Raw genomic sequence first — 15,658 nt, forward strand, 5'->3', positions numbered from 1 at the left:
CTGGGGCGCACGCAAGCCTTGCGGCCGGCGCCGAACGATCAGGGCAAGGGGAAGGCCGCCTTCAGCATGGCAAGCGTGCCGGCGGCGGTGGCGAACATGGTGGAGAACATGGCAGCGCGTGCGGTCCGGTGGAATGGGCCCGCGCCCGGCGCCTCCTCGCGGGCGGCACCCCGGCCGTCCTGGCCGAGGACGAACTCTTTCCTGCCGCCTCCCGCGGCGGCGATATCCCATCGAAGCGCTGCAAATTCACTCATGGTCATGGCCCAAATGTAGTCCACCGGGTGCAATGCGGTAGAGAACATATCAAGAACAATCGTTGTGCGCGAGTCAAAAATCCAGTGTCGGCTGTCACGGTCCATCTTGCATCCTGCGGGCGGCGTGTATAGAACATTTGCGGAACAAATGTGCCGGGGGCGTGCACAGGCCAGCCTTTGCGGTGGACAACGCCGTTTGCGGCTCGCATGCGTCGCCGGCCCGGCTAGGGTGCTGCGCCCGATCGGTGAAGAGTGGAGAGCGAGGATGGCCGGCAGCGTCAACAAGGTGATCCTGATCGGCAATCTCGGCCGGGATCCCGAGGTGAAGTCGTTCCAGAACGGCGGCAGGGTGTGCAATTTGTCCATCGCCACGTCGGAGAACTGGCGGGACAAGGCCTCCGGTGAGCGGCGCGAGCGCACGGAATGGCATCGCGTGGTCATCTTCAATGAAAATCTCGTGGGCGTGGCCGAGCGCTTCCTGAAGAAGGGCTCCAAAGTCTATATCGAGGGCCAGCTTGAGACCCGCAAATACGAGAAGGACGGGCGCGAGACCTACACCACGGAAGTGGTGCTGCGGCCCTATCGCGGCGAGCTGACCCTTCTGGACGGGCGCGGCGAGGGCGGCGCCGGCGCTGGCGCCGACGACTTCGGCGGCGGCTCGGACTTCGGCTCGGCAAGCCCCATGGGCGGAAATGTGGGCTATGGCGGCGGCTCGGGCGGCGGCAGCTTCGGCGGGGGCGGTTATGGCGGCCAGTCGGGCGGCGGGCGCCGGGCGGGCGCGCCGGCGGGCGGCGGCAGCAGCCGGCCTGCGTCCACGGACATGGACGACGAGATTCCGTTCTGAGGCATCCGGCGGATCGGCGGGGTCCGGCTCCGCAGGTCCTTCCGCGATCAGCGCGACGCGGGGGCTGTCCGCATGATGGTCCGGGCCTCGTTTCATTCCGAGAGGATGGCTGCCGGACGTTTCCCGGCGGGTCGGCGCGTGCCGTGCTTTTCGGGCGGCGCGGGGCATTCTGACGCAAAAGGGTCAAAATGTGCGCCGGGTGCCCGCGGGGTCATGTTTAAGACATTGAAAATAAAGAAGAAAAAATAGATCGTCGGCGGTGGTTTCGCTGGCGTCGCAACGGTGAATCGGCTAGAAGGGGACACCGCGTTTCATCATCGAGAGTGTTGACTTTTGGCCGAACCCGAGACGCCGAGGCCCGGCGGCGAGCCGCCCTCCGACATCAGGCCCGTTTCCATCACGGAGGAGCTGTCCCGCTCCTACCTCGACTATGCCATGAGCGTCATCGTCGCCCGGGCCCTGCCCGACGTGCGCGACGGCCTGAAGCCGGTGCATCGGCGCATCCTGTTCTCCATGCACGAGAACGGCTACGAGTGGAACAAGCAGTATCGCAAGTCCGCCCGCGTGGTGGGCGACGTCATCGGTAAATACCATCCCCATGGCGACCAGTCGGTCTATGACGCGCTGGTGCGCATGGCGCAGACCTTCGCCATGCGCCTGCCGCTGGTGGACGGCCAGGGCAATTTCGGTTCGGTGGACGGCGATGCCCCGGCGGCCATGCGCTACACCGAGGTGCGGCTGGAGAAGGTGACCGGCAGCCTGCTCGACGACCTCGACAAGGACACCGTCGATTTCCAGGACAATTACGACAATTCCGAGAGCGAGCCCACCGTCCTCCCGGCCAAGTTCCCCAACCTGCTGGTCAACGGGGCCGGCGGCATCGCCGTGGGCATGGCCACCAACATCCCGCCGCACAATCTCGGCGAGATCATCGACACCACCGTGGCCCTGCTGGACGACCCGACGCTGGAGCCCGAGGCGCTGCTGGATCTGCTGCCCGGCCCGGACTTCCCCACCGGCGCCCTGATCCTCGGCCGCACCGGCATCCGCCAGGCCTATCTCACCGGCCGCGGCTCGGTGCTGATGCGGGCGAAGGTGGCCATCGAGCAGATCCGCAAGGACCGCGAGGCCCTCATCGTCACCGAGATTCCCTACCAGGTGAACAAGGCGACGATGATCGAGAAGATTGCCGAGCTGGTGCGCGACAAGCGCGTCGAGGGCATCTCCGAGATCCGCGACGAGAGCGACCGCGACGGCATGCGCGTGGTCATCGAGATCAAGCGCGACGCGCAAGCCGACGTGGTGCTGAACAACCTTTATCGCCTCACCCTGCTGCAGACCTCCTTCGGCGTGAACATGGTGGCCCTGTCCGGCGGCAAGCCGGGGGTGCTGACCCTGCACGACGTGCTGACCGCCTTCATCGCCTTCCGCGAGGACGTCATCAGCCGCCGCACCAAGTTCCTGCTGCGCAAGGCCCGCGACCGGGCCCATGTGCTGGTGGGCCTCGCCATCGCGGTGGCCAATATCGACGAGGTGATCCGCCTCATCCGCACGGCGCCGGACCCGGCGAGCGCGCGCGAGGCGCTGATGGGGCGCGACTGGCCGGCCAAGGACATGGCCCCGCTCATCGCTTTGATCGCCGACCCGCGCCACAAGCTCAACGACGACGGCACCTACCGCCTCTCCGAGGTGCAGGCCCGCGCCATCCTCGATCTGCGCCTGCAGCGCCTGACCGCCCTCGGCCGGGACGAGGTGGCCGACGAGCTGGACAAGCTCGCCGCCGAGATCGCCGATTATCTCGACATCCTGGCCAGCCGGCCGCGCATGCGCGCCATCATCCGCGACGAACTCAACGCCATCAAGGCCGAGTTCGGCACGCCGCGCCGCACCGAGATCGTCGAGGGCTTCGGCGACCTGGAGGATGAAGACCTCATCCAGCGCGAGGAGATGGTGGTCACCGTCTCCCACGCCGGCTACATCAAGCGCGTGCCGCTCTCCACCTACCGGGCGCAGCGCCGCGGCGGCAAGGGCCGCTCGGCCATGCAGACGCGGGACGAGGATTTCGTCACCCGCCTGTTCGTGGCCTCCACCCATGCGCCGGTGCTGTTCTTCTCCTCCAAGGGGCAGGTCTACAAGCTCAAGGTGTGGCGCCTGCCCCTGGCGGCGCCCCAGGCCCGCGGCAAGGCACTCATCAACATCCTGCCGCTGGAGCAGGACGAGCGCATCACCTCGGTGGTGCTGCTGCCGGAGGATGGCGAGCAGAACGACCGGCTGCAGATCATGTTCGCCACCACCGGCGGCACCGTGCGGCGCAATGCGCTCACCGATTTCCAGCAGGTGAATCGCAACGGCAAGATCGCCATGAAGCTGGCGCCCGGCGAATCCATCGCCGACGTGGGCCTGTGCACCGAGGATGACGACGTGCTGCTCACCACCGCAGCCGGCGCCTGCATCCGCTTCCCGGTCACCGACGTGCGCGTGTTCAAGGGCCGCGACAGCGTGGGCGTGCGCGGCATCCGGCTGGAAGAGGACGACAAGATCATCTCCATGGCCATCATCCGCCATGTGGAGGCGGAGGCCGACCAGCGGCTCCTCTATATCAAGATGCGCCGCGCCCTGCGGGGCGAGGCGGGCGAAAGCGCCGAGGTGGAGCAGGAGGAGGGCGCGAGCGGCTCCGGCCAGCTCAGCCAGGAGCGCTATGCGCAGATGAGCGCGCTGGAGCAGTTCATCCTCACCGTGTCCGAGAATGGCTACGGCAAGCGCACCTCGTCCTATGAATACCGCGTCACCGGCCGCGGCGGAAAGGGCATCGTCGCCATGGCCGTGAACGAGCGCAACGGCCGCCTCGTCGCCTCCTTCCCGGTGGAGGACGCGGACCAGATCATGCTGGTGACCGACGGCGGCCAGCTCATCCGCTGCCCGGTGGACGGCATCCGCATTGTCGGCCGCGCCAGCCAGGGCGTCATCGTGTTCGACACGGCGGAGGGCGAGCGGGTGGTCTCGGTGGAGCACATCAGCGACGATGCCGGCGCCGAGGGCGAGGATGCGGCCGGCGAGGCGCCGGAGGCGTAGCACCAAAGCCCCTGAGCCTGGCTCATGGCCCGTGGTCAAGCCCGCGCGGCGCCGGAGCGCGCCCTCTCGGCGCCGGAGCGCGCCCTCTCGGCGCCGGTCAGGGGCCAGGGGCGCTGGTATAGGGCTCCGGACTTCGGGTGCCGGACTTTCGGGTGCCGGACTTCGGGCCGTGCGCGGGATCGCAGCCGGCGCGGCTCGCCCGGTTGCGTGAACCGCGACCACACAACGCCGGTGGCCGCTGGGCCGGCCGGAGCCGCAGGCAGGGGAAGTGACGGATGATCTCGGCGGAAAGCCTCGCGCTGTTCGTGCTCGCCTGCCTCGCCCTTGCCGCCACGCCGGGGCCGAACGTGGCGCTCATCGTCGGCACCAGCCTGAAGCACGGGCGCAGGGCCGGCATCCTCACCGCCACGGGCGTGAATGTGGGCCTCATCGCCCAGCTGGCCCTCGTGGCCGCGGGGCTCGCCTATGTGGTGGAAGCCTTCTCCCGTCATTTCGATCTCGTGCGCTATGCGGGCGCCGCCTATCTCCTGTGGCTCGCGGTGCTGCAATGGCGCAGTGCCGGGGTGGGGGCGCAAGCGTCGGCCCCCTCGGCGCGGGCGGCGTTCGGGCGCGGGCTGGCGGTGGCCTTCGCCAATCCCAAGACGCTTTTGTTCCACGCGGCCTTCCTGCCCCAGTTCGTCACCGACACCGCCAATCCGGTGCCTCAGATCGCGCTGCTCGCCGCCATCTTCGCCGGCATCGCACTGGTGGGCGACGTGCTGTGGGCGGTGGTGGCGGACCATGCCCGGTCGGCCCTCAAGGGCCGCTTCACCCGGATCGCGGATCGCGTTTCGGCCGGCATCCTCGTGGGCGGCGCGGCCATCCTGCTGGCGGCGGGCCGCCGATAGGCGCGGCGCTTGCGCGCCCATTGCGCATTGCCCCGGCCCAGCGTCGGACTATAAGGCGCCATGCCCGCCGCCGCCCCCACCGATTCCGCCCCGCTCCAGGTCCTGCGCACCGTCTTCGGCTACGAGACCTTCCGCGGCCGGCAGCAGGAGATCGTGGAGCATGTGGCGGCCGGGGGCGATGCCCTGGTGCTGATGCCCACGGGCGGCGGCAAGTCCCTGTGCTATCAGGTGCCGGCTTTGGTGCGGCCGGGCACGGCCATTGTCGTCTCGCCGCTCATCGCGCTGATGCATGACCAGGTGCAGGCCCTGCGCCAGCTGGGGGTGAAGGCGGCCATGCTCAATTCCTCCCTGCCGCCGGGCGAGGCGCGGCAGGTGGAGCGGGCGCTGGCCATGGGCGAGCTGGACCTGCTCTATGTGGCGCCGGAGCGCCTGCTCACCGACAGCTTCCTCACCCTGCTGGATGGCGCGCGCCTGTCCCTGTTCGCCATCGACGAGGCCCATTGCGTGTCCCAGTGGGGGCACGATTTCCGGCCCGAATACCGCCAGCTGTTCGTGCTGCACGAGCGTTTCCCGGGCGTTCCGCGCATGGCGCTGACCGCCACCGCGGACGGCCCCACCCGCCGGGAGATCGTGGAGCGCCTGGCGCTGGAGGAGGGGCGGGTGTTCCTCTCCTCCTTCGACCGGCCCAACATCCGCTACCGCATCGCGCCCAAGTCCAACCCCCGCACCCAGCTGAAGGCGTTCCTGGATGCGCACGAGGGCGAGGCGGGCATCATCTATTGCATGAGCCGGGCGAAGGTGGAGGCCACGGCGCAGATGCTGGCCACCGAGGGCCGCCTGGCGCTGCCCTATCATGCGGGCCTCGACGCCGACACCCGCGCCCGCCACCAGGACCGCTTCCTGAAGGAGGAGGGCATCGTGATGGTGGCCACCATCGCCTTCGGCATGGGCATCGACAAGCCGGACGTGCGCTTCGTGGTCCATCTCGACCTGCCCAAGAGCATCGAGGCCTATTACCAGGAAACCGGCCGCGCCGGCCGCGACGGGCTCGCCTCCGAAACGCTGCTGCTCTACGGCGTGGAGGACGTGGCCAAGCTGATCCAGTTCGTGGACGCCTCCGATGCGCCGGATGCGCGGAAAAGGGTGGAGCGGGGCAAGCTCGATGCCCTGCTCGGCCTGTGCGAGAGTGCATCCTGCCGGCGGCAGGTGCTGCTGAAGTATTTCGAGGAGGATCTTCCCGAGCCCTGCGGCAATTGCGACACCTGCCTGGACCCGCCGCGCACCTTCGACGGCACCGAGCCGGCACGCAAGCTGCTGTCCTGCGTCTATCGCACCGGAGAGCGCTTCGGCGCCGGCCATGTCATCGACGTGCTGCGCGGCGAGGCCACCGACAAGGTGCAGAAGTTCGGCCACGAGAAGCTGTCCACCTTCGGCATCGGCAAGGATTTCTCGCGCGATGAATGGCGCGCCATGGTCCGCCAGTTGGTGGCCATGGGTCATCTGAGCGTGGATGTGGAGGGCCACGGCGGCCTCGGCCTCACCCAGAAATGCCGGCCGGTGCTGCGCGGCGAGGAAAGGGTGGAACTGAAGGCGGAGGCGCGGGCGCGGCCGGCGCGCACCGGCGGCGGGGGCCGCGGGCCGCGTCCCGCCCTGCAGGACCCGGCCGACGAGGCACGCTTCCAGCGGCTGAAGGCGCTGCGCCTGGAGATTGCCCGCGCCCAGGGCGTGCCGCCCTACGTCATCTTCCACGACACCACGCTGATGGCCATCGCCGAGCTGAAGCCCGATTCCATGAAGGCGCTGGGCATGATCTCCGGCATCGGCGAGGCTAAGCTGGACCGCTACGGCCGCCAGTTCCTGGACGCGGTGCGGGAGGGGTAGCCCGGTTGCCGGCGAGCGCCCGGGCCGCGGAGAGACATCCCGCGTCGTTCCATGTCGCATTTGCGGGGGTGCGACGGCTGCGTCTCCACCCGCCTCTTTCCCCGGCAAACCCTTCCACCGCGGCATACCCCTTGCTATAGCGGCGGTCAGCTTTTGGGAGCGCATCATGTCCGTCGATCAGGCGACCGTCCGCCGGGTGGCCCATCTTGCGCGCATCTCGGTGCGCGAAGACGAGCTCGGCCACCTTCAGAATGAACTCAACGCCATCCTGGAATTCGTGGAGCAACTGGCGGACCTCGACGTCTCCGGGGTCGAGCCCCTCACCGGCGTGGTGCCGGTGGAGCTGCCCATGCGCGAGGATGTGGTGACCGACGGGCATTGCCCGGAAAAGGTGCTCGCCAACGCCCCCGACCACGAGGGCGGCTTCTTCACTGTGCCGAAGGTGGTGGAATGACCAAGCTCACCCAGCTCACCCTCACCCAGGCGCGCGAAGGCCTGGCGCAGGGCGAATTCACCTCGGTGGAACTGACCGAGGCCTATCTGAAGGCCATGGAGGCGGCGCGGCCCCTCAATGCCTATGTGCTGGAGACGCCGGAGATCGCCCTGGAGATGGCGAAGGAGAGCGACCGGCGCATCGCCTCCGGCGACACCGGCCCGCTGGAGGGGATTCCCCTCGGCATCAAGGACATGTTCTGCACCCAGGGCGTGCGCACCACCGCCTGCTCGAAGATCCTCGACGACTTCGTGCCGCAGTACGAATCCACCGTCACCGCCAATCTGTGGCGCGACGGCGCGGTGATGCTGGGTAAGCTCAACAATGACGAGTTCGCCATGGGCTCGTCCAACGAGACCTCGGCCTTCGGCCCGGTGCTGTCGCCCTGGCGGCGGAACAGCGACGACACCTATCTGGTGCCGGGCGGCTCCTCCGGCGGCTCGGCGTCGGCGGTGGCGGCCTTCCTGTGCGCCGGCGCCACCGGCACCGACACCGGCGGCTCCATTCGCCAGCCTGCGGCCTTCACCGGCACGGTGGGCATCAAGCCCACCTACGGGCGCTGCTCACGCTGGGGCATCGTTGCCTTCGCCTCCTCCCTCGACCAGGCCGGTCCGTTCGCCCGCACCGTGAACGACGCGGCCCTGCTGCTGCGTTCCATGGCGGGCTACGACGCCAAGGATTCCACCTGCGTCAACCGCCCGGTGCCGGACTATGAGGAGGCGGTGGGCGCCTCCATCAAGGGCATGAAGATCGGCATTCCGCGCGAATACCGCATGGAGGGCATGTCCGACGAGATCGACGCCCTGTGGCGCGAAGGCGCCCGATGGCTGGAGGATGCGGGCGCGCAGATCGTGGACATCTCGCTGCCCCACACCCGCTATGCGCTGCCGGCCTATTATATCGTGGCGCCGGCGGAAGCCTCCTCCAACCTCGCGCGCTACGACGGCGTGCGCTACGGCGCCCGCGTGCCGGGCCGCGACGTGGTGGAGATGTATGAGAACACCCGCGCCGCCGGCTTCGGCCCGGAGGTGCGCCGGCGCATCATGATCGGCACCTATGTGCTCTCCGCCGGCTATTACGACGCTTACTACCTGCGGGCGCAGAAGGTGCGCAGCCTGATCAAGCGCGATTTCGACACCGTGTTCGCGGAAGGGGTGGATGCGGTGCTCACCCCGGCCACGCCCTCGCCCGCCTTCGGCATCGGCGAGAAGATCAAGGCCGATCCGGTGGAGATGTATCTCAACGACGTGTTCACCGTGACGGTGAACATGGCCGGCCTGCCGGGCATCGCCGTTCCCGCCGGCCTCTCGGCCGACGGGCTGCCCCTCGGCCTCCAGCTCATCGGCCGCCCGTTCGCGGAGGAGACCCTGTTCTCCCTCGCCGAGGTGATCGAGGAAGCGGCCGGCCGCTTCCCCGTGGAAGACCTGTGGTGGAAGGGCTGATCTGACCTTGCGGTGCGGGGGCGCCGGCCCGGGCGCGCCTTGTATTTGTATTGCAATATGCAAATGATCAGCCGGCCGGCCGGGGAGGGGGACCCCGGCCCGTCTACCGATCGGGGGAACAGATGCAGTTCTGGGGGAAAGCGTGCCTTGCCATCATCGCGATGGCGGGCGCTTTGGCATGCGTGGCGCCGGCAGCGCAGGCGCAGGACCGGTGCACGGCCTACGCCAATGAGATGGTGGGCCTCGACCAGCGGGCGCGGCAGATGCGCTGCCCCGGCTGGAGCAGCCATTCCAACTGGCAGAACCACTACAATTGGTGCACCACCAAGACGCCGGCGCAGACCAATGGGGCGGTGGATACGTGGAGCGCCAAGTTCGACGGCTGCGCCTTCTCCTATGGCGGGCAGGGCGGCGGCTACAAACCCCCGCCGCCGGCCAATGCGCCCAAGCAGGACGCCAGCCGCACGCCGATCTGCAAGTCGTTCGCCAAATACCTCGTGACCTGGCGCAACAAGGCCATCGCCACGGGCTGCACCCTGGGTGCCGTCAAGGAGGGCAGCTGGAGCGAGGGCGAGGCCTATACCTTCTGCATGGGCACCTCGGACGCCGAGTTCCGCACCCGCAGCCCGCAGGCGCTGGGGGCCAAGGGCGTGTTCGAGAAGGCCTGCACCCAGGAGCTGCGGCGCCCCATCAAGCTCTGAGGCCGCGCCGGCCATTTCGATCCTGCGGCCCGCCCCGGTGGCGGGCCGTTGCGCATCCGCGGGGCGCGCCGAAGGCCGCCGGCGCGGCACCCTGCCGGTTGCCAGAGGCGGCCGCTCGGGGTTACGTGAAACCAGCAAGGATGCGGCCACGCCGCACCACAGCACACCACGCGGCCGTGCGCCGCCGACAGGACCTTAAGGACGACCATGACCCTTCACACCCGGCCGGTCGAGGCCAAGAAGCTCATTCCCGGCGCCACCGGCGACTGGGAGGTGGTGATCGGCATGGAAGTGCACGCCCAGGTCGCTTCCAATGCCAAGCTCTTTTCCGGCGCCTCCACCGCCTTCGGCGGCCCGCCCAACGACCATGTGTCGCTGGTGGATGCGGCCATGCCCGGCATGCTGCCGGTCATCAACAAGGAGTGCGTGGCCCAGGCGGTGCGCACCGGGCTCGGCCTGAAGGCGCAGATCAACCTGACATCGGTGTTCGACCGGAAGAATTATTTCTACCCGGACCTGCCCCAGGGCTACCAGATCAGCCAGTACAAGCAGCCGGTGGTGGGCGAGGGCGAGGTGATCGTCGATCTGCCCGACGGCGAGAGCATCACCGTGGGCATCGAGCGCCTGCACCTGGAGCAGGACGCGGGCAAGTCCATTCATGATCTGTCGCCCACCCTCTCGTTCGTGGACCTCAACCGCTCCGGCGTGGCGCTGATGGAGATCGTGTCGCGCCCCGACCTGCGCTCGGCGGAGGAGGCGCGGGCCTATGTGACCAAGCTGCGCACCATCCTGCGCTATCTGGGCACCTGCGACGGCGACATGGAGAAGGGCAACCTGCGCGCCGACGTGAACGTTTCCGTGCGCCGGCCGGGCGACGCGCTGGGCACCCGCTGCGAGATCAAGAACGTCAATTCCATCCGCTTCATCGGCCAGGCCATCGAGGTGGAGGCGCGCCGGCAGATCGAGATCCTGGAGGACGGCGGCACCATCTCCCAGGAAACGCGCCTGTTCGATCCGGGCAAGGGCGAGACGCGTTCCATGCGCTCCAAGGAGGAGGCGCACGACTATCGCTACTTCCCCGATCCGGACCTGCTGCCGCTGGAGCTGAAGGCGGAATGGGTGGAGGATCTGGCCTCCCACCTGCCCGAGCTGCCCGACGAGAAGAAGGCCCGCTTCATCGCCGACTACGGCCTTTCGCCCTACGACGCCGGCGTGCTGGTGGCCGAGCGGGAGACCGCCGATTATTTCGAGCAGGTGGTGGAAGGCGGCGGCGCCAGGCGCGACGGCAAGGCGGCGGCGAACTTCGTCATCAACGAGCTGTTCGGCCGCCTGAACAAGGAGGGCAAGGACGTCACCTCCTCGCCGGTGACGCCGCACCAGATCGGTGCCATCCTCGACCTGATCGCCGAGGGGACCATCTCGTCCAAGATCGCCAAGGACCTGTTCGAGATCATCTTCACCGAGGGCGGCGACCCGCGCGTGGTGGTGGAAGCCCGCGGCATGAAGCAGGTGACAGACACCGGCGCCATCGAGAAGGTGGTGGACGAGATCATCGCCGCCAACCCGGACAAGGTGGCCCAGGTGCAGGCCAAGCCCACCATGCTCGGCTGGTTCGTCGGCCAGGCCATGAAGGCCTCGGGCGGCAAGGCCAATCCGCAGGCGCTGAACGATATTCTCAAGGCGAAGCTGGGGATTTGAGGGGGGCGTTGCGGCGGGTAGGGACGGGGGCGCGGGTTCAGATGCCCGGGACCCCCATCCATTGCTTGATGCCGTTTTCGAGCCACATATACATGGGCTGAGCGGTTTCCGTGATCTTTCGGTTGACGGCATCCGTCAGCTTGCAGTCTTGATTCATGCTGTAGGCATCCAGAACGACCTGCCCGACCTCCACAAGAAGAATGGGCGTCGCAGCGCCGCCTGTTGGAGCTTCTGCGAGGAGAGCCCCGGTTGTCTTCACGATGCTCACTGCCAGCACGGCCACTGAGATCCCGCAGGTGAGGTTGTCCTGTGCGTTGCCCATCCGAGCAATGGCAATGCCCTTCTGTGCCAAGAATACTGCAAGTTCTCGTCCCGATAAGACTTTACCGCCATTGATCAATTCGTAAGCGATTGTATAATGATCGCCAATTCCTTGTGCAATGTGATCTGGAAGGCCAATTTTTACCAGGCCACCGCGGAGGGCGTGGCTGGTTCCTGCCTTGACCATGTTGTGGAAGAAGTCGCGTTTTTTGGATCCTTTCAGGATATCCTCTGCTGATTGCTTCATGAGGACTTCGGCGAAGCCCTGGGTCGAGTAATCGTGGTCGGGTTTTTTTGTCCCGGTGGAGGAAGGCATGCTTGCGCTCATTCTTCAGCACGAGAATTGAGCGTCGACAGCGCCGAAATGACAAGTTCAAATATGACTGTAGGCTATCAATTCGTTTGATGCGTATTTCCGGCGCCCTATTGCGGGGCGCCCTGGCGGTCCCGTTCAGATGTCGGCAACAGCGTCGCCCCCACTACCGTCTTCCCGAACACCGCCTCGAACGCCACCCGCATCACCGCGTCCACCTCGTGCATGGCCACCGGCAGACCGAGGTCGGCAAGGCTGGTGACGCCGTGCTCGCGCACGCCGCAGGGCACGATTCCGCCGAAATGGGAAAGGTCCGGCTCCACGTTCAGCGAGATGCCGTGGAAGGTCACCCAGCGCCGCACGCGGATGCCGATGGCGGCGATCTTGTCTTCCCCGCTTCCTTGGCCGCCGCCCTTCCGGCGCACCCACACGCCCACCCGGTCCTCCCGCCGCTCGCCGGTGACGTTGAAGGCGGAGAGGGTGCCGATGATCCAGGCCTCCAGCGCGCTCACATAGCGCCGCACGTCGGGCGCGCGGCGCTTGAGGTCGAGCATCACATACGCCACCCTTTGGCCGGGGCCGTGATAGGTGAACTGGCCGCCCCGGCCGGTCTCGTAGACCGGGAATCGCGCGTCCACGAGATCTTCCGGGCGGGCGCTGGTGCCGGCGGTGTAGAGGGGCGGATGCTCCAGCAGCCACACGCATTCGGGCGCCGTGCCCTCGGCGATGGCGGCGGCGCGCGCCTCCATGGCGGCGAGGGCCTCGGGATAGGCGATGAGGGGGTCGCTCACCACCCATTCCACCGGCGGCGCATCTGCGGCGAGGGGCAGGAAGGTGGCGTCGAGGCTCGCGCGCGTGGCGCCGGCGGCGATGCGGTCTGTCATGGTCCCTGCATAATCCTTTGGCCGTGCGGGTCCAGCCCCCTCCGCCGGTGCGTCATCCACAGGCCGCCGGCGTGTGGCGCCCGTGTTGCCGAGAGCACTTGTAGCCGCACATTCGATCTGTTAGACGATGGCCCCCGGTCGAGAGCGGTCCTTCAATGGACCCCCGGCCGGTGCCATCCCTGACTGCGGTCGTGGCGGAATTGGTAGACGCGCTAGCTTGAGGTGCTAGTGGGGAGACCCGTGGAGGTTCGAGTCCTCTCGTCCGCACCAGTGGATTGGCAAAAGTTCCGGGCGCCTTCGGGCGCGGGCACGCAAGAGGGTGGCTTCGGCCGCCCTTTTTCGTTTCCGGCGCCGGTTCGCGTCAGGATGGCTTGCCGGCGGCTGCCTGTGCCTTCGGCACCACATGCACCACCGTGTAGCCGCGCTCCGCGAGGGCGCGCAGGAAGGCGGGAATCATCGCCGCGGTGTAGCTCTTGGTATCGTGGAACAGAATGATGCCGCCGCCGGCCGCATCCAGCCGCTTCATCACCAGATCCAGTTCGGCCTGCGGCGTCATCACGTTCCAGTCGCTGGCCCACAGATCGGCGCCGAACACGGCGATTCCCCGCGCGTCGAGATAGTCCAGCAGCTTCGGCGTGGAGGCGAAGCCGGGAAAGCGGAAGAAGGGCACCCGCGGCGCCGCCCCGCCGGTGCCGTAGGCGGCGGCCTCGTCGGCGGCGATGCCGCGCTCGATCTCCGCCACCGCCGCCTCGAACGGCAGCTTGGCCAGCGTCACCGCCGGATGGGTCATGGAATGGTGGGCAAGGGTGTGGCCTTCCGCCAGCGTGCGGCGCACCAACTGCGGCCGGGCCTTCGCATTCTCGCCGATGAGGAAGAAGGTCGCCCGCACGCATTCGGCCTTCAGCGCGTCGAGAATGGCGGCGGTGGTGCCGGGCCACGGGCCGTCGTCGAAGGTCAGCACCACCTCCCGCGGCGCCAGGGGCAGGGTTTGCGCGAACGATCGGGTGCCGACCCGCAGGCCCTTGGGGTCGATCTCCAGCACCCGCGCCGTTCCCAGCGCGTCGGTGCGGCCGGGGCAGGGGCCCTGCGCCAGCGCGGGGGCCGCGAAGGGCAGGAGGAGGCACAGTGTTGCGACCAGCCGCCGCATGAGGGGTGTCATGTCACCATTCCCCGCTTCGCGTTCGAAGGCCCGGCCATGCCGCGGGCCAGTTCTGCCTAAGCCCTGCCGGTGGCGAAGGAAAGGCCGGCGTGCCGGCGCCCGGTCGCACGGCATTGCAAGAAGTCGCCATGCAGGCTTCACAAACCGTCCGCAGCACTCTAGAGCCGGAGCCGGTGCCGACCCAGGCCGATCGGGTCCTGCCGAAATCCCAGATCCGTGCCCGATCCCCAGGGGAAGGGCGCCCCGACCCCCGCCCACCACCGAACGGGAGGAGCCCATGCGCGAGGACACCGATCCCGCCCGCGACGACGGCGCGAGCGATGTGCACGCGGTGAGCGATGCCGAGGGCAACCTGCGCGAGGATTTCCGCGCCACGGTGGAAGACGCCATTTCCGCCCGCGACGTGGACCGCCTGAAGACCCTCACCGGCGAGCTGCACGAAGCCGACATGGGCGACCTGCTGGAGGCGCTGGACGCGGACGAGCGCCGGCGCCTCATCGAGCTGCTCGGCCCCGCCTTCGATTTCACGGCGCTGACCGAGCTCGACGAGACGGTGCGCCTGCAGATTCTTCATGCGCTGTCGCCGGCCACGGTGGCGCGGGGTATGCGCGACCTTGATTCGGACGATGCGGTCTACATCCTCGAAGATCTCGACGAGGACGAGATGGCCGCGGTGCTGGAGCACATGCCGGCGCCGGAACGCGTCGCCCTCCAGCGCTCCCTGGACTACCCGGAGGAGAGCGCCGGCCGGCGCATGCAGACCGAATTCATCGCCGTGCCCCCCTTCTGGACCGTGGGGCGCACCATCGACTACATGCGCGAGACGGTGGACCTGCCCGACACCTTCTATGAAGTGTTCGTGGTGGACCCGGCCTATCGGCTCATCGGCTCGGTGTCCCTCGACCGGCTGCTGCGCACCCGCCGCCCGGTGCTGGTCACGGGGGTGAAGAGCGAGCAGCCCAAGGTGGTGAAGGCCTCCGACGACCAGGAGGATGTGGCGCGCATGTTCGAGCGCTACAATCTGGTGTCCGCCCCGGTGGTGGACGACGCCGGCCGGCTGGTGGGCGTGATGACCATCGACGACGTGGTGGACGTCATCCAGGAAGAGGCGGACGAGGACCTGCGCGCCCTCGCCGGCGTGGGCAGCGACGAGGAATTGTCCGATACCGTGGCCTATACCGCCCGCAGCCGGCTGCCCTGGCTCATGGTCAATCTGGGCACGGCGTTCGTCTCGGCCTCCATCATAGGCCTGTTCGAGGGCACCATCGAGAAGATGGTGGCCCTTGCCGTGCTGATGCCCATCGTCGCCTCCATGGGCGGCAATGCGGGCACCCAGACCATGACGGTGGTGGTGCGCGCGCTGGCCACCAAGGACCTGTCGAGCCACAATGCCCGTCGCATCATCTCTCGCGAGGTGCTGGTGGGGCTGCTCAACGGCGTCACCCTCGCCACCCTGCTGGGCATCATCGCCGCCCTGTGGTTCGGCAATGCCCACCTGGGCAGCGTCATTTCCGCAGCCCTGATCATGAACATGATGGCGGCCGGGCTGTTCGGCACGCTCATTCCCCTTGCCATCTCAAGGCTGAAGCTCGACCCGGCGGTGGCCTCGGGGGTGTTCGTGACCATGGTCACGGACTCCGTCGGCTTCTTCGCCTTTCTCGGGCTCGCCACCTGGTGGTTTGCCGCGGGCTAGGGCTAAGCCCTTGCCT

The 15,658-nt window shown here is 68.0% G+C and carries 13 protein-coding genes and 1 tRNA gene; 10 read left to right on the forward strand and 4 right to left on the reverse strand.

Annotation, left to right across the window (positions count from 1 at the left end):
* Window positions 1–38: 38 nt before the first annotated feature.
* Complete coding sequence (locus ACI7BZ_RS14065; RefSeq protein WP_414117805.1) at window positions 39–359, reverse strand: hypothetical protein; 321 nt, start codon at window positions 357–359, stop codon at window positions 39–41.
* Window positions 360–519: 160 nt separating this feature from the next.
* Between ACI7BZ_RS14065 and ssb the strand changes: the two genes are divergently transcribed.
* The 8 genes from ssb (at window position 520) to gatB (ending at window position 11,272) form a co-directional block, all read left to right on the forward strand.
* Complete coding sequence (ssb, locus tag ACI7BZ_RS14070) at window positions 520–1,098, forward strand: single-stranded DNA-binding protein (RefSeq protein ID WP_414117806.1); 579 nt, start codon at window positions 520–522, stop codon at window positions 1,096–1,098.
* A 333-nt stretch (window positions 1,099–1,431) separates the two neighbouring features.
* Window positions 1,432–4,170, forward strand: a complete 2,739-nt coding sequence (gene gyrA / locus ACI7BZ_RS14075; protein WP_414117807.1) for a DNA gyrase subunit A — start codon at window positions 1,432–1,434, stop codon at window positions 4,168–4,170.
* 275 nt (window positions 4,171–4,445) lie between these two features.
* Window positions 4,446–5,057 (forward strand): LysE family translocator, encoded by a 612-nt coding sequence (locus ACI7BZ_RS14080; RefSeq protein WP_414117808.1) that lies wholly within the window; start codon window positions 4,446–4,448, stop codon window positions 5,055–5,057.
* 60 nt (window positions 5,058–5,117) lie between these two features.
* Window positions 5,118–6,938, forward strand: a complete 1,821-nt coding sequence (recQ, locus tag ACI7BZ_RS14085) for a DNA helicase RecQ (RefSeq protein WP_414117809.1) — start codon at window positions 5,118–5,120, stop codon at window positions 6,936–6,938.
* A 166-nt stretch (window positions 6,939–7,104) separates the two neighbouring features.
* Window positions 7,105–7,392, forward strand: coding sequence for an Asp-tRNA(Asn)/Glu-tRNA(Gln) amidotransferase subunit GatC (gene gatC, locus ACI7BZ_RS14090; protein ID WP_414117810.1), 288 nt, complete (start codon window positions 7,105–7,107; stop codon window positions 7,390–7,392).
* Window positions 7,389–8,873: an Asp-tRNA(Asn)/Glu-tRNA(Gln) amidotransferase subunit GatA gene (gatA, locus tag ACI7BZ_RS14095; protein ID WP_414117811.1), complete on the forward strand. Its 1,485-nt coding sequence runs from the start codon at window positions 7,389–7,391 to the stop codon at window positions 8,871–8,873. Before gatC ends, gatA begins: the two co-directional genes overlap by 4 nt.
* Before the next feature lie 122 nt (window positions 8,874–8,995).
* Window positions 8,996–9,574, forward strand: a complete 579-nt coding sequence (locus ACI7BZ_RS14100) for a hypothetical protein (protein ID WP_414117812.1) — start codon at window positions 8,996–8,998, stop codon at window positions 9,572–9,574.
* A gap of 207 nt (window positions 9,575–9,781) precedes the next feature.
* On the forward strand, window positions 9,782–11,272 hold the full coding sequence (gene gatB, locus ACI7BZ_RS14105; RefSeq protein ID WP_414117813.1) for an Asp-tRNA(Asn)/Glu-tRNA(Gln) amidotransferase subunit GatB: 1,491 nt from the start codon (window positions 9,782–9,784) through the stop codon (window positions 11,270–11,272).
* A gap of 37 nt (window positions 11,273–11,309) precedes the next feature.
* Here gatB and ACI7BZ_RS14110 read toward each other — a convergent pair whose 3' ends face one another.
* Both ACI7BZ_RS14110 and lipB read right to left on the reverse strand, forming a co-directional pair.
* Window positions 11,310–11,909: a hypothetical protein gene (locus ACI7BZ_RS14110; protein WP_414117814.1), complete on the reverse strand. Its 600-nt coding sequence runs from the start codon at window positions 11,907–11,909 to the stop codon at window positions 11,310–11,312.
* A gap of 107 nt (window positions 11,910–12,016) precedes the next feature.
* Window positions 12,017–12,790, reverse strand: coding sequence for a lipoyl(octanoyl) transferase LipB (gene lipB / locus ACI7BZ_RS14115; protein WP_414117815.1), 774 nt, complete (start codon window positions 12,788–12,790; stop codon window positions 12,017–12,019).
* A 185-nt stretch (window positions 12,791–12,975) separates the two neighbouring features.
* Between lipB and ACI7BZ_RS14120 the strand changes: the two genes are divergently transcribed.
* A tRNA-Leu gene (locus ACI7BZ_RS14120) sits at window positions 12,976–13,060 on the forward strand.
* 91 nt (window positions 13,061–13,151) lie between these two features.
* Here ACI7BZ_RS14120 and ACI7BZ_RS14125 read toward each other — a convergent pair.
* Complete coding sequence (locus tag ACI7BZ_RS14125) at window positions 13,152–13,949, reverse strand: polysaccharide deacetylase family protein (protein WP_414117816.1); 798 nt, start codon at window positions 13,947–13,949, stop codon at window positions 13,152–13,154.
* Between the two features lie 277 nt (window positions 13,950–14,226).
* Between ACI7BZ_RS14125 and mgtE the strand changes: the two genes are divergently transcribed.
* A complete protein-coding gene (gene mgtE, locus ACI7BZ_RS14130) occupies window positions 14,227–15,642 on the forward strand; it encodes a magnesium transporter (protein ID WP_414117817.1) in 1,416 nt (471 codons plus the stop codon).
* Window positions 15,643–15,658: the final 16 nt, after the last annotated feature.

Origin of the sequence: Xanthobacter sp. AM11, assembly GCF_047444035.1 — a bacterium.
In the GTDB taxonomy this organism is placed as follows: Bacteria; Pseudomonadota; Alphaproteobacteria; order Rhizobiales; family Xanthobacteraceae; genus Xanthobacter.

Coding starts and splice junctions, on each gene's coding strand:
- gatA (WP_414117811.1), top strand. CDS start 7,389: ATGACCAAGCTCACCCAGCTCACCCTCACCCAGGCGCGCGAAGGCCTG.
- ssb (WP_414117806.1), top strand. CDS start 520: ATGGCCGGCAGCGTCAACAAGGTGATCCTGATCGGCAATCTCGGCCGG.
- mgtE (WP_414117817.1), top strand. CDS start 14,227: ATGCGCGAGGACACCGATCCCGCCCGCGACGACGGCGCGAGCGATGTG.
- ACI7BZ_RS14065 (WP_414117805.1), bottom strand. CDS start 359: ATGGACCGTGACAGCCGACACTGGATTTTTGACTCGCGCACAACGATT.
- ACI7BZ_RS14080 (WP_414117808.1), top strand. CDS start 4,446: ATGATCTCGGCGGAAAGCCTCGCGCTGTTCGTGCTCGCCTGCCTCGCC.
- ACI7BZ_RS14125 (WP_414117816.1), bottom strand. CDS start 13,949: ATGACACCCCTCATGCGGCGGCTGGTCGCAACACTGTGCCTCCTCCTG.
- gatC (WP_414117810.1), top strand. CDS start 7,105: ATGTCCGTCGATCAGGCGACCGTCCGCCGGGTGGCCCATCTTGCGCGC.
- gatB (WP_414117813.1), top strand. CDS start 9,782: ATGACCCTTCACACCCGGCCGGTCGAGGCCAAGAAGCTCATTCCCGGC.
- recQ (WP_414117809.1), top strand. CDS start 5,118: ATGCCCGCCGCCGCCCCCACCGATTCCGCCCCGCTCCAGGTCCTGCGC.
- lipB (WP_414117815.1), bottom strand. CDS start 12,790: ATGACAGACCGCATCGCCGCCGGCGCCACGCGCGCGAGCCTCGACGCC.
- ACI7BZ_RS14110 (WP_414117814.1), bottom strand. CDS start 11,909: ATGCCTTCCTCCACCGGGACAAAAAAACCCGACCACGATTACTCGACC.
- ACI7BZ_RS14100 (WP_414117812.1), top strand. CDS start 8,996: ATGCAGTTCTGGGGGAAAGCGTGCCTTGCCATCATCGCGATGGCGGGC.